Here is a 13,170-nt window from a genome sequence, read left to right as displayed (position 1 = left end):
TTCTTACAAATAATCCGCACCTGTTTCTGATGCGGGGCACAAATTTACCGTTAAATGAAGGAACGGGGAAATGCTATTTCTGTCTGCTGTAAAACCGTTTACTGAGGGGAGCTGTGAACGAAACGCCCAACATATTCCTTGAAACAGGTTGAAATGCTTTGTTTTTGATGGTCCAGTTATAAGCATAATATATCCTGAAGAACAGCAAACCTAAACCAGCTTCGGGCCTCAGCACAAGGTTTTTCTCCTTGCCATACATGAACTGAAGCATGCTTATGCCAAGTGTTGTGATAGAACCATTCACCCATGCACCAACTTTTGGAGCCACCAGTGTTCCCTTGTTATAACCTGTGAGTTCTACCCCGCCATACATTGTATATGAAAGATGCCCATGATTGCTGAGTTGATGCCGGTAATAACCCAGACCAAGTTCTAATGCACTTCGTCCATAATATTTATAGCCGATGACTGCAGCAATACTTTTTGCATTGTGTATTTCATCGTGATGAGGAGGGAATAAAGTGTCATTCTGTTCCTGGGCAGAAACATGAAGCGTAATAAGAATAAGGTTGATGATGAGGATATGCTTCAGCATATTATTTAAACGATGCGCTCTGGAATTTTATTTCAGAATAGCTGAAAAGATAAAGCCTAGTTCTTGCTCAGTAATTTTCCTTTCAGCCATTTCCTTACCGGTTCATCGTACCATTTCAATGCTGCATAAGCAAGTACAACAAACAATACAAACAATCCTGCAGCCACTGGAATAATTTCACTTTGTGCCGGCTTTTTTACATACACCCATGCGGTGTAAACATAAATGAATGGATAATGAAGAATATAAATCGGGTAAGAAATGTCACCGCAGAACTTGCAAAGTTTCTCCCAGGTGCCATTAAGCTTACTGCCTGCACCCGCAGCAACAATCACCGGAAATAAAAAAATGATCACTCCAGCTTCGTACCAACCATTCCATCTAAAAGTGGGCAATGCAAATAATACTGTCAATGCAATTGAACAAAGTAAAAAAGCCATTGGCAATTGAATCCGTTTTCCGGAACGAAACAGCAACAGGCCGGCCGAAAAAGGAAACATCATTCTAACAAATGCGATCCAGAATGTATTGTAAGCCCAACCTGTTCCCACATCGCCACGCCATACAGATGTTGCTGTTAATGCTGCTGCACTGATGATAACCACAAGCCATAAGGCGGTGTTGCTGAGTTTTCTGCCAAACAATGCGTATAGGATATTAGCAAGGTACTCCTGTAGCAACGACCATGTCGGACCATTTAAAGGATGAGTTTCGTTCCAGCCACGTATATCAGGCGAAGGAAGAATAAGCATGCCAAGTATAACTGCGGCTACAATTTTGAAAATAAATACAGCTATAAATTCTTTCGGTGTAAACGGGTCAAGCAAAAAAGCAATTAAGCCAATGACAACACCAAGCACCACTAATGGATGCAAACGCACCAATCTTATTTTAAAAAATTGTTTGATGCTCATTTTACTCCAACGATCGTCGTAAGCGTAACCAACTACAAAACCCGACAATAAAAAGAAGAAGTCAACTGCAAGATATCCGTGATGCATAGGCAAATCCTTTGGCACAGGAAATACTGCTTCAAACAAATGAAAGATGACAACTAAAATGGCTGCAACACCCCGTAAGCCATCGAGAATGGGAAAATGTGGTTTAGATTTATGTGGGTGCATAAGGCGATGGGTAGGCTAAGTCTATTTCTTCTTTTGTTTTTGCTGAAACATCCATTTTAAAAAATCAGGTTCGGCAAAGGCATTATCCCAACTGTTATGATTTACGCCGGGATATTCGGTGTACTTAACATCTGCCTTTATTGACTTCAACTTTTCATTTGCATCTCTCGAAAACTTCACCGGCACAACCGGGTCAGCATCGCCATGAAATATCCAGAATTTGGTTTTTCCTGTCCAGTGAGTGTAATTGGTAAGATCAGCACCGCCACAAATGGGCAGTGCTGCAGCGTATAATTTAGGATTACGATAAACGATTTCAAAAGTACCCATTCCTCCCATCGACAAACCTGCTACATAAATGCGGCGCTGATCGACAGATTCTTCACTGGTTACTTTTTGCACCAGTTCGTTCGCAGCAAGTAAAGGCCAGTTCGCTTCACTTTTATAATCGAATGAAATTGCACGTGGCCGCACGGTGGTATCCACCTTTATTGCAGCCCAAAAAGAGTTGGCAGGGCATTGCGGAAAGATGACTATTGCCGGGAACTTTTTCCGATTTTCTTCACCAAGAAAAAGTTTGGAGCCATGCACTAATTGTTTTTCATTGTCGTCACCACGCTCGCCTGCTCCATGCAGAAACAATACCAACGGATACTTTTTTGTTTTATCATAATTCTCCGGGTATAAAATTCGATAAGGAAGAATTTTTCCATCAGCATAATGATATTGTTTCTTTTCAAAAGCTGCAGGAGTTTGCGCTGAAAGGGTTGATGTAAACAGTAATACAATAAAAGCAAGCAATAAACGCATGGCATAAGTTTTACCTTATGAATGTATGATGTTTCGCTGATTAATAAGTGATAAACTCCTGGTACACTTTCTGCAGAACTGCTTTCCCTCTTCTTACCATTGCTTCCTTTGATGTTTTAGCGGCTTGCGACTGAATAATCTTCCGGTTGTTATTATCGAATGATACGTAGCCATCTTTCTCCATCCATATAAAACCATTATCAAAGGAATTAAATGCAAACTGTTTAATATTCGGGTTCATCAAATCTTTACTCCAATAAAACGTTTTATGATCCAAGCCCGTTTGTGCAAGTAGAGTGGCTGGTATATCGCCTTGGGATCCCAATACATTTATTCGTTTGCCTTTATATTCCGTTTTCAATACATCGCCCACAAACAAAAGAGGAATTTGTGAACGCCGGGGCATATAAATCTCATATTTTTCGGCAGGCAGGCGATGACCGTGATCGGCCACGATCACGAATAATGTGTTTTTGTACCAACTTTCCTTTGAAGCGGCAGCAAAAAATTCCTTCAAACTTTGATCGGTATAATATGCAGTGCTTCTGAATTTATCGGCAACGTCGTTTCCTGTAAATTTTGCCTTCACTGGTATTTCAAAGGGCTCATGATTGCTTAATGTTAGCACCGTTGAAAAAAATGGCTGCGGTTCATTGTTCAAGTCTGTGTGCACACGTTTCAACAACACATCATCATGTGCACCCCATTTTGAGTTAATATCTTTTTTGTCGAATGAACGGATATCGACAAGTCGTTTGTAATCTTTATTTAAAATGAAGGAGCGAAAGTTATAGAAATCAGTTTCGCCACCATAATAAAATGAAGTATTGTATCCATTGTTAAAAAAAGAGGAAGAGATGGAAGGAACTTTCTTTGCTTTTTCAGGAATAGTGATCAAACTGCTGATGGCTTGCGAAGGAAACCCGCTATGCAAGGTTAGAAAACCAATATCAGTACGTGAACCAGATGCATAAATATTGGTGAACAGTAAATTTTTAGCTGCAAGGCTGTCGAGAAATGGCGTTACATTTTTTTCACCGTTGAGCGATTCCATCAGATCGGCCGTAAAACTTTCCAGAACAATTAAAACAACATTTGGTTTACTGGTATCAAGGAACAAAACGGTAGAATCTTTAGCCTGGAACAAGCTATCGCATATAGCATTTGCTTCCTTCATATCCATAAAAAGATATGGATTAGCAGGGGCTGAACGATGATCGATAATATCACGCACTAAATTCCATTCGGTGTTAACAGCCGCATGATTGAGTGTTTGATTATTTGAATAGTAAGCCGATGAAATAGATAATGGCGAAGTAGAAATCCCTCCACGTAAAGCCACAACATATAAAGCAAAAACCGCCAGCACAATTCCAATACGTTTGATCCAATGAGGATATTGTTGAATCAGCACATCCGGTTTCAAACGGAGATAAAAAATCAATCCCAATGCTATTAAAACTACCCCAACAATCATCGAGATAAAAACCGGTGGTATCATTGAACTCGCCAACGCAAGCGAAGGTGTTGTGAAAAACACATGGAATGCCCGGTAATTTAATTTCGTGCCCCACTCACGGTAGGTGTTCACATCAACAATGGTAAGAAGACCGATCAGTAAGATCATCATGATCATATACCAGCGATAAATTTTTGAACGGGTGGGAATTTTTCCCAGCAGAAATAAGGCAGCGCAAACAATTAATGGCAAGGAAGCGATATAAGCCGTGGTGGCAATATCCATAGGTAAACCAAACAGGAACGAACGCATTACTTCCATCACACTGTCTTTCTCCCATTTTGAAAAAAAGAAAAGGACAAAGATCATCCTGCACAGGGCAAAATACAATATCCAGAACAGCACAAAAAAAACGACCGAGTAAAATAATTTCCGCATAGTTAACCAGTACCGGTTGCAAAGATGCCATTAAATATGAAACACGCAAGACCAAACAAAGCTCATATGGTTTTTTTTAAATAATTTGACCTTATGAAGAGAAAGCATTTCTTACAGTCTGTGCTACCGGCTGGTTTTTTATTAACTGATGGGCTACAGGTAAATATTAATGAGCTGCAATATGCTGAGCCCTACCAACCACCCTATTTAAAAGACGGGGATGTTATAGGAATTACTTCACCTGCAGGCTACATAACTGAGAAAGAAATAGAACCGGCCATTCAACAAATTGAAAGCTGGGGGCTGAAAGTGAAGATCGGCAGCAGCATCGGCAAGCGTGATCATACATTTGGCGGAACAGATGAAGAACGCAGGCAGGATTTTCAACAGCTCATTGACGATCACAACGTAAAAGCCATTCTTTGTGCAAGAGGTGGTTATGGCTTTGTACGTATCATCGATCAACTTGATTTCTCCAAAATGAAAACAAAGCCCAAGTGGATGATCGGCTTTAGTGATATTACTGTGCTGCATAGTCATCTCAACCGCAATTTTGGAATTGCTTCTATTCATTCAAAAATGTGTAACAGTTTTCCTGACGACTGGAGCAAAGCAGAACCCATACAGATAGAAACGATTCTTTCTATTCGTGATGCACTAAAAGGCGTGAAGATGAAATATGCTGCAGCAGCAAATGAATACAACAAACCTGGTGAAGCTACAGGCACCTTGGTTGGCGGTAATTTGAAAACACTGGAATCGCTTGCAGGCAGCAAAAGCGATTTACGTACAACCGATAAAATTTTATTTGTTGAAGATACCGGCGAATATCTCTACAGCATCGATCGTATGTTCTGGAATTTAAAACGCAGCGGTAAACTTGATCATTTAGCAGGATTGATCGTGGGCGGGTTTAAGATTAAGCCCAGCGAAGATGTAACCGAAGAATTTGGTAAGGACCTCTATGAAATTGTGAGGGAAAAAATTTCTGATTGTAAATACCCTGTTTGCTTCGATTTTCCTGTTGGCCACCAAAGAAATAATTATGCGTTGAAATGCGGGGTGAAACATAAATTGCAGGTAACAACAAACGGAAGCACATTAACTGAAATACGATGAAGATTCCTCCTTATTTACAAAAAGGCAATACAATTGGCATTACATGCCCTGCCGGCTATATGGCAAAAGAAAAAGCTGCAACCTGTATTAAAGTGTTACAGCAATGGGGCTACGAAGTATTGGTGGGTAAAACACTCGGCAGCAAATCAAAAACGTATTTCAGCGGAACAGATAAAGAACGTTTAAATGAGTTCCAGGCAATGCTGGATGCACCTGAAGTAAAAGCTATACTGTGCGGACGTGGTGGTTATGGGGTTGGCCGCATTATTGATCAATTGGATTTTACTGCATTCAAAAAGAATCCAAAATGGATCATTGGCTTTAGTGACATTACCATTTTTCATGCGCACATTAACCGCAACTTCCACATAGCAACACTACACTCTCCTATGGCTGGTGCATTTAATGATGGTGGTTATAAAAACAAATATGTAAAATCGATCAAAGCAGCATTGCAAGGCGAGAAAGCAAACTACAGTTGCAGAACACATCGCTTCAATCATACTGGAAAAGCAACTGCTGAATTGGTGGGCGGTAATCTTGCATTAGTTACCCATCTCATCGGTACGAAAAGTGATTATCAAACAAAAGGCAAAATTCTCTTTATAGAAGATATTGGTGAACAACATTATAATATCGATCGCATGCTTCATCAATTAAAACGAAGTGGTAAGCTGAACGATCTTGCTGGTCTCATCATTGGTAAGTTTACTGACATGCAGGATACTGAACGACCTTTTGGAAAAAATGTTCAGACGATTATTCATGAGCTCATCAGCGAATACAAGTATCCCGTTTGTTTTGGTTTTCCAGTAAGTCATGATAAAGAAAACCTGGCGCTGAAAGTGGGATGTACTTATCAATTAAGTGTAAACAAACTAACTGTTCAATTAAAAGAACAATAGACCAATTCTCTCCAATAAAAAGCCTGTAGAATATAAACTACAGGCTTTTTTATTTTAAATCAGCGTTGGAATGACACTCTGAAACCCTTGCCAGCAAAGAACTTCAGCGATTTTGTTATACCCTACCTGACCCCGGTCATTTGAACTTGTGACACAAGTCACTCAAAAGCCTGTATTAGATCATTCTAGGGCCAGCCAGCCCGAGCAATATTTGTGGAGTCAATTTGAACGAAACAATTAAACAACAAGTTATGATACGCCAATCAATCCTTCTGTTCCTCGCCACACTGCTTATCGCAGGAACTGTAAGTGCACAAAGCAAATTCAGTACTAAATCTTTTCAATTAACTATTAATGGAACATCAAATGTTCACGACTGGAGTACAAGAGCAACAAACGTTGTTGTAACCGGTGACTTTGGTGTAAACAATACAAGTCTTGAAAAAATAAATGCTGCTTCTGTAAAAGTAAAAACAGCATCACTGAAAAGTACAAAAGACTCTGATCTGATGGACGACCGCACACACAGCACATTAAAAGCTGATAAATTTCCTGAGATCACTTACGTTTTCACAAAAGTGTTAAGCGTTCAGCAAAGCGGTAGCGAAACCATCATGAATGTTACAGGTAATCTTACATTAGGTGGTGTAACTAAACCAACTGATCTCACTTTACGCATTAAAACTTTACCTGGTGGTGATGTGGAAGTAAAAGGCACACGCAAAATATTAATGAGCAACCACGGTATCAAACCTCCAAGCTTTATGCTGGGTGCCATGAAAGTGGGCGATGAAGTAACCCTTACTTACGATGTAGTTCTTAAAAAAGCTTAATAATAAATCATTCAATTTTTTAACTCAATTAAAACAAAGTATATGAAACCTCTCCTTACAAACTGTCTGAGAAAAGCAACCGTAGTTGCACTGCTCCTTTCACCATTCGTAATGCAGGCTCAGCAAGCAAAAATTCAGAACTGGCGTCCTTATGATCAAAGCGGTATCAATGTATTTGAAGCTCCTAAAGACACAGTTACTTCTTTCGATGGTTTAAAAGTTCGCATTGGTGCCGGCTTTACACAGCAGTTCCAAAGTTTGAAACATAAAAACTCAGGTGCAGTAGCCTTATACCCTCGCTTAAAACCCGGCTTTAACCTTGCGCAGGCAAACCTGAACATCGATGTTCAATTAGCCGATGGTATTGCTCTTAACCTTGTAACTTATCTCTCTGCACGTCACCACAACGAAGCATGGGTAAAAGGTGGTTACATCCAGTTCGATAAAGTTCCATTCAAAGGAAAAGTATGGGATGATATCTTCAAAGTAGTTACTCTTAAAATCGGTCACTTTGGAATCAACTATGGCGACCAAATGTTCCGTCGTTCAGATGGTGGTCAAACACTCTACAATCCCTTTATTGAAAACTATATCATGGATGCATTTGCAACAGAAGTTGGTGGTGAAGTGATCGTTCGTAAAAATGGTTTACTCGGTTCTGTTAGCGTAACAAATGGTTTGATCAGCGGTGGCGTACAAGCTCCACTTGAACCAGGCAGCACTACTGAAACTTACAAACGCAATCCTTCTTTAGTTGGTAAACTTGGTTACGACAAACAAATCACCAGTGATCTGCGTGTTAGAGTAACTGGTTCAGTTTATCACAATGGAAGCTCTGGCCGTAGCACATTATATGCCGGCGACCGTACAGGTAGTAACTATTGGATGGTGATGGAATCTGCTACTGCAACTGCAAAAGACAACTTCACTTCAGGCCGTGTAGCTCCTAACTTTACTAACCAGATCACTGCAGTACAGTTGAACGGTTTGCTGAAATTCCAAGGCTTAGAATTATTCGGTACTTATGAAAATGCAAAAGGCCGCACTATCAATGAAAAATTAGCTGGTACTCCAAAACGTAAAGTTGACCAATATGCTGTAGATGCTGTTTACAGAATTGGTGCAAAAGAAAATGTGTTCTTAGGTGTTCGTTACAACCAGGTAAAAGGTCAATTGGTAAACAACGCTACAAAACAAACTGTTGACCGTGTAGCTTTCGGCGCAGGCTGGTTCTTAACTAAAAACGTGCTTCTGAAAGGCGAATATGTTAATCAGAACTACAAAGGATATGCAACAGGAAATATACTGGACAAAGGCAACTTCAAAGGAGTGGTTGTTGAGGCAGTAGTAGGATTCTAATTGCACAAATTAACAAAGCCCTGTTGAACAAACGGGGCTTTGTTCTTTTCACCATCCAACCAAATCATGTTACGTCTGTTATTCATAATAACTCTCTCTCTCTTTATGCTTTCAGCCGATAAGATTGTCCCAATCAGGCTGGCATACAATATTGATGAAAACAGCGAGCTCTATCTTCTTGGTTCCACTAACGTCAATAATTTTCGTTGCGATTGTAAAGATAAATTTCAACCTTCTATCCTCGAAGGCGATATTAATCCCTCTACAAGACTCATCCAGTTTAAAAATGCCAGGCTTCGTATTAAAACTAAATTACTGAGCTGCAGAAACAACGTGATGAACAGAGACCTGCACAAAGCATTAAAGGCTGAAGAATTTCCTTATATCATTGTTGATCTTTTAAACGCACAGCCACTGCATAATGAAAAAGACATGCAGCCAGGCAAAGTGTACAGCTACAACATTAACAGCGTTATGTACATTGCTGGTATCAGTAAAGCGCAAACTATACAAGTGAAATTATTACGCAGTAAAGACAATATCTACAAGCTTACTGCCAGCAAAGACATTTCCATGAGTGAATATAAAATTCACCCACGCACTCCGTTTAACATCATCAAGATCGATGATATCATTACTATTCACTTTGAATTATTAGTAACTGCAGGTAAGTAATCCTTCTTACAAATTCAGCAAACTATCGAGCTTCTGTTGAAACAAAGTATAATTCTTTAAATTGTTATGCCCGCCTTTTTCAATAGTAAAAAACTCATCGCCCTTCTTCAATAAAGGTTTTAATCGGCTGCTATGTTTATAAGGGATCACTGCATCTTTTGTCCCGTGAAAAATAGTAACGGGAACTTTTACCATTTGCAAATATTCAAACAATGGAAAATGATAACGCACCAGCCAGGTAACAGGATACATAGGGAAATGCGCTCCTGCCAATTCTTTTAAACTATAATAAGGTGTTTCAAGAATTAATCTTTTGCATGGTTCATTGCTTGCCAGTTCAGTTGCCACTCCGGTACCCAATGACCGACCGTAGATGATCATACCGTCGGGTGAAAATCGTTTCGCAGCAAGTTTATAAAGTGTATGCGCATCATCATACATTCTTTCTTCGTTGAACTTGCCGGTTGTTTTTCCAAAGCCGGGGTAATCGGGCATCCATACTTCGTAACCATGCTTTGTAAACATTTCTGATGCTGATGCATAGCGATTAATATTTTCCCTGTTGCCATGGAAATACAACACAATACCTTTTGTTGAAGAAGTATCGGCCGGGAAAAATTTTACAAAGTTAAGCGTGGAGGAGGCGTCAACCGGAAGGTTAATTTCTTGGTGTGAAAGATTAAAATTGAACTGCCCCCCTGCTCTTATTTTTTTCGGATGAAAAAAAATTGTTTCCTGCAGGTACCACAAAGCCACGCCGCCAACAACATAAAGGGCGACAGTTATCTTTAACGCAGTCTTTATTCTTCGTTTTGTTTTTTCCTGCATACCTATACTTTCAATATATCACGGATAAAATTATGATACTCGGGAAATGATGGAAGATTATTATGTCCGCCGCCATGAATACGGATGAGGGTTATCCGTCGGGGATTGATGGATTGTAAACGTTCGCTATGTCTTAATGGTATTAACCAATCTTTTGTTCCATGTAAAATATAGGTATGACATTTCACCTGCTGAATCCATTTATCGGTACGCAAATGATAACGCAATACAAATCGTATTGGCAGGAAAGGAAGAAAGCGTTCCACTACTTTGCGAAAGCTGTAATAGGGAGCATCTAGAATTAAATAACGTGGATGATTATCGGCCGCCAGTTTGCTTGCAAACCCACTGCCCATACTGCGGCCATAAACAAGAATGTGATCTTCGGGAAACTGGAGACATAACTCATCGTACACAAACTGCATGTCACGCAACATGGCTGTTTCACTTCGTTTGCCAATGCTTTTGCCAAAGCCACGATAATCAACCAGCAAAACATCGTATCCAAAACGAAAAAAATCACGGGCATATTTGCCCCAGCCCTTAATACTTCGTGTATTGCCATGAAAATAAATGATGAGTCCGTGGGGCTTTTTTACGTTGAAGTGAATTCCGCTGATGGTAACACCAGGCTCTGGATTAAAACTTACTTCTTTGAAAGGAGCATCATATTTAAATTCAAAATCGGCGGCCAGTTTCTCAGGTTTAAAAATAAATTTCTCCTGGATGAAATAAGCGATCACCATCAATAGGACATAACCGATAATGATATAGAGAATGGTTGGAGACAAGAAGGTTGATGGTTTTTAGTTTATAGTTTTTAGTTGAGATCTTACAACATGCAAACGTTAACAAGTTAATTACATTACCCGAATTAAGGGAACGAGAAACAATAAACTATAAACCAAAAACTACTCCCTATTCCTCATCTTCATCATTGTGAATACGCTTCAGTTTTAAACTGCTGATTGGCGCTACAATCAATGGGAATTTCTCAACCGCCACATTGCTCTGATCGAGACCAAAACCTTTCTCTTCGCTCAATCCGAGTTTTTTCACCATAAAGTAGAAACGCATGATGATCCGTTCAAAGAAAGGCAATTCATTATCCTGGCTCAGGAATTTTTCCATCACCACAAATTGAAAATCGCCCACTACATTATTACGTTGTAAACTTTCGTACCTGCTGGTGATGTTTACTTCCTTGTTGCTTACCATATCTTCCACCACCTTGCGGAACATCAGGTTAATACGTGGCTGCATACGAAATCCTAAACGGAATTCAACACGAATTACTTCATTGGGAATGATCGTAGTTACTTCATATTCGCAGGTATAAGGATCATCTAATGTATCAACATGAACAAACCAATAAATATCTGCACGCTTTGGTTTGCGGTTGAGGATAGAATAAATGATTTTATGTTCGATCTCTTTCGGATTGTTTGCACTGGTGAGGTAAACAAGATGTGTGGCGTGTTTGGTTACCGTCATATCATTACTCAACTCCTGTAGCATCGGGAGATAATGATCTAAACGCACAAACTCCACGTAACGGTTTTTGATCTTGCGTGCACGATACCACACATACATCACCATAAACATCACAAAGCCGATGATGAGTGTAATATAACCGCCGTGTAAAAACTTATCCATCAATGCCACTAAGTACGCAGCTTCAATACTTAAATAACCCACGAGAAAAATCCATATGTAAATTGGTTTCACCCTGTGCAACACAAGGAAATTGGCAAACAGCATGGTTGTCATGATCATCGTTACAATAATGGCCAATCCATAGGCGGCTTCCATTTTTGATGACTCCTGGAAATACAACACCACGAACGTACAACCGAGATACATAAACAGGTTCATTCCCGGTATAAACAACTGTCCTCTCTCTTCACTTGGATAAACCACTTTTAAACGTGGCCACAAATTCAAACGCATGGCTTCACTTATAAGCGTAAACGCACCAGAGATCATAGCCTGGCTGGCAATGATGGCAGCCGAAGTTGCGATCACCACACCGGCAATAATGAACCAATGCGGCATGAGATCATAAAAGGCATGAATGCCCGATTCTGCTTTGAACGTGCTATCAATCAGTTTGCCATTATAGTTCGCAAGTAAAGAAGCTCCCTGTCCGAAATAGTTAATGAGCAAACAGGTTTTCACATATACCCATGAAATGCGGATGTTCTCTTTTCCGCAATGACCGAGATCGCTGTACAAAGCCTCGGCACCCGTGGTACAAAGAAACACCGCACCTAACAACCAAAAACCTTCGGGATATGTAGCCAGGAATTCATACGCATAAAAAGGGTTCAGTGCTTTGAAAATAGAAAGATCATCAAACACATGCGCTGCACCAAGAATGGCCAGCATCGTAAACCACACCGTCATTACCGGTCCAAAGAATTTACCGATTGAACCTGTACCAAACTGCTGCATAAAAAAGAACAACGACAAAATGATCAGTACAATCGTTACAACTGTGTTCACCGGTATATCACGCAATTGGGGTAATACTTTCAAACCTTCAATAGCAGAGGTAATTGAAATGGGTGGTGTAATAATGCCATCGGCAAGTAACGATGCACCACCGATCATTGCAGGAATCACCAGCCACTTTCTTCTTCGTCGCACTAAAGCGTATAATGCAAATGTGCCACCTTCCCCACGGTTATCGGCCCGCAGGATCATGATCACATATTTAATTGTTGTTTGAAGAGTGATGGTCCAGATGATGCAGGACAACGTGCCCACAATAAGTGTTTCTGAAATTACACGGTTACCTATGATAGCATTGTAAACGTACAGGGGAGAAGTTCCGATGTCGCCATAAATAATGCCTAACGCAATTAATAAGCCGGCCGCTGTGGCTTTTGATGTGTGCTTTCCCACAAATAATATTTAAGTGAGGATACGAACCAATTGGTGATTGGTTTCCTGTAAACTGAAATCAAAGGTAATAGAAGGATACATATGTGCAAGAAAATTCGAAGAAAGCAGTTCCTGCAGG

Annotated in this window: 12 protein-coding genes; 5 read left to right on the top strand and 7 right to left on the bottom strand. The window is 40.0% G+C overall.

Annotated elements, in window-relative coordinates; genetic code table 11:
* Nucleotides 1-73 precede the first annotated feature (73 nt).
* The 4 genes from ACO1QW_RS16255 to ACO1QW_RS16240 are packed head-to-tail and all read right to left on the bottom strand — an operon-like array spanning nt 74 to nt 4,426.
* Entirely contained in the window at nt 74-595 is a 522-nt protein-coding gene (locus tag ACO1QW_RS16255; RefSeq protein WP_486260342.1) for a hypothetical protein, read from the bottom strand.
* A gap of 56 nt (nt 596-651) precedes the next feature.
* On the bottom strand, nt 652-1,719 hold the full coding sequence (locus tag ACO1QW_RS16250; RefSeq protein WP_486260340.1) for an acyltransferase family protein: 1,068 nt from the start codon (nt 1,717-1,719) through the stop codon (nt 652-654).
* Nucleotides 1,720-1,740: 21 nt separating this feature from the next.
* Complete coding sequence (locus tag ACO1QW_RS16245) at nt 1,741-2,529, bottom strand: carboxylesterase family protein (protein ID WP_486260338.1); 789 nt, start codon at nt 2,527-2,529, stop codon at nt 1,741-1,743.
* A 40-nt stretch (nt 2,530-2,569) separates the two neighbouring features.
* Nucleotides 2,570-4,426, bottom strand: a complete 1,857-nt coding sequence (locus ACO1QW_RS16240) for an LTA synthase family protein (protein WP_486260336.1) — start codon at nt 4,424-4,426, stop codon at nt 2,570-2,572.
* Between the two features lie 93 nt (nt 4,427-4,519).
* On the opposite strand from ACO1QW_RS16240, the gene ACO1QW_RS16235 reads away from it, so the two are divergent.
* The 5 genes from ACO1QW_RS16235 to ACO1QW_RS16215 all read left to right on the top strand — a co-directional run bounded on the left by ACO1QW_RS16235 (nt 4,520) and on the right by ACO1QW_RS16215 (nt 9,317).
* The gene (locus ACO1QW_RS16235) at nt 4,520-5,545 is read left to right on the top strand and encodes a S66 peptidase family protein (protein ID WP_486260334.1); all 1,026 of its coding nucleotides are present in this window, start codon (nt 4,520-4,522) and stop codon (nt 5,543-5,545) included.
* Nucleotides 5,542-6,450: a S66 peptidase family protein gene (locus tag ACO1QW_RS16230; protein WP_486260332.1), complete on the top strand. Its 909-nt coding sequence runs from the start codon at nt 5,542-5,544 to the stop codon at nt 6,448-6,450. The genes ACO1QW_RS16235 and ACO1QW_RS16230 overlap by 4 nt, the downstream gene beginning before the upstream one ends.
* Nucleotides 6,451-6,701: 251 nt before the next feature.
* Entirely contained in the window at nt 6,702-7,283 is a 582-nt protein-coding gene (locus ACO1QW_RS16225; protein WP_486260330.1) for a YceI family protein, read from the top strand.
* 42 nt (nt 7,284-7,325) lie between these two features.
* On the top strand, nt 7,326-8,642 hold the full coding sequence (locus tag ACO1QW_RS16220) for a hypothetical protein (RefSeq protein WP_486260328.1): 1,317 nt from the start codon (nt 7,326-7,328) through the stop codon (nt 8,640-8,642).
* 66 nt (nt 8,643-8,708) lie between these two features.
* The gene (locus tag ACO1QW_RS16215; RefSeq protein ID WP_486260326.1) at nt 8,709-9,317 is read left to right on the top strand and encodes a hypothetical protein; all 609 of its coding nucleotides are present in this window, start codon (nt 8,709-8,711) and stop codon (nt 9,315-9,317) included.
* Nucleotides 9,318-9,323: 6 nt separating this feature from the next.
* Here ACO1QW_RS16215 and ACO1QW_RS16210 read toward each other — a convergent pair whose 3' ends face one another.
* The 3 genes from ACO1QW_RS16210 to ACO1QW_RS16200 form a co-directional block, all read right to left on the bottom strand.
* Entirely contained in the window at nt 9,324-10,145 is an 822-nt protein-coding gene (locus tag ACO1QW_RS16210) for an alpha/beta hydrolase (RefSeq protein ID WP_486260324.1), read from the bottom strand.
* A gap of 2 nt (nt 10,146-10,147) precedes the next feature.
* Entirely contained in the window at nt 10,148-10,936 is a 789-nt protein-coding gene (locus tag ACO1QW_RS16205) for an alpha/beta hydrolase (RefSeq protein WP_486260322.1), read from the bottom strand.
* Between the two features lie 127 nt (nt 10,937-11,063).
* Complete coding sequence (locus ACO1QW_RS16200) at nt 11,064-13,052, bottom strand: KUP/HAK/KT family potassium transporter (protein ID WP_486260321.1); 1,989 nt, start codon at nt 13,050-13,052, stop codon at nt 11,064-11,066.
* Between the last annotated feature and the right edge of the window lie 118 nt (nt 13,053-13,170).

Source organism: Lacibacter sp., assembly GCF_057361365.1.
The sequence above is the reverse complement of the archived record's forward strand: the minus strand, read 5'-3'. Positions and strand labels throughout refer to the sequence as shown.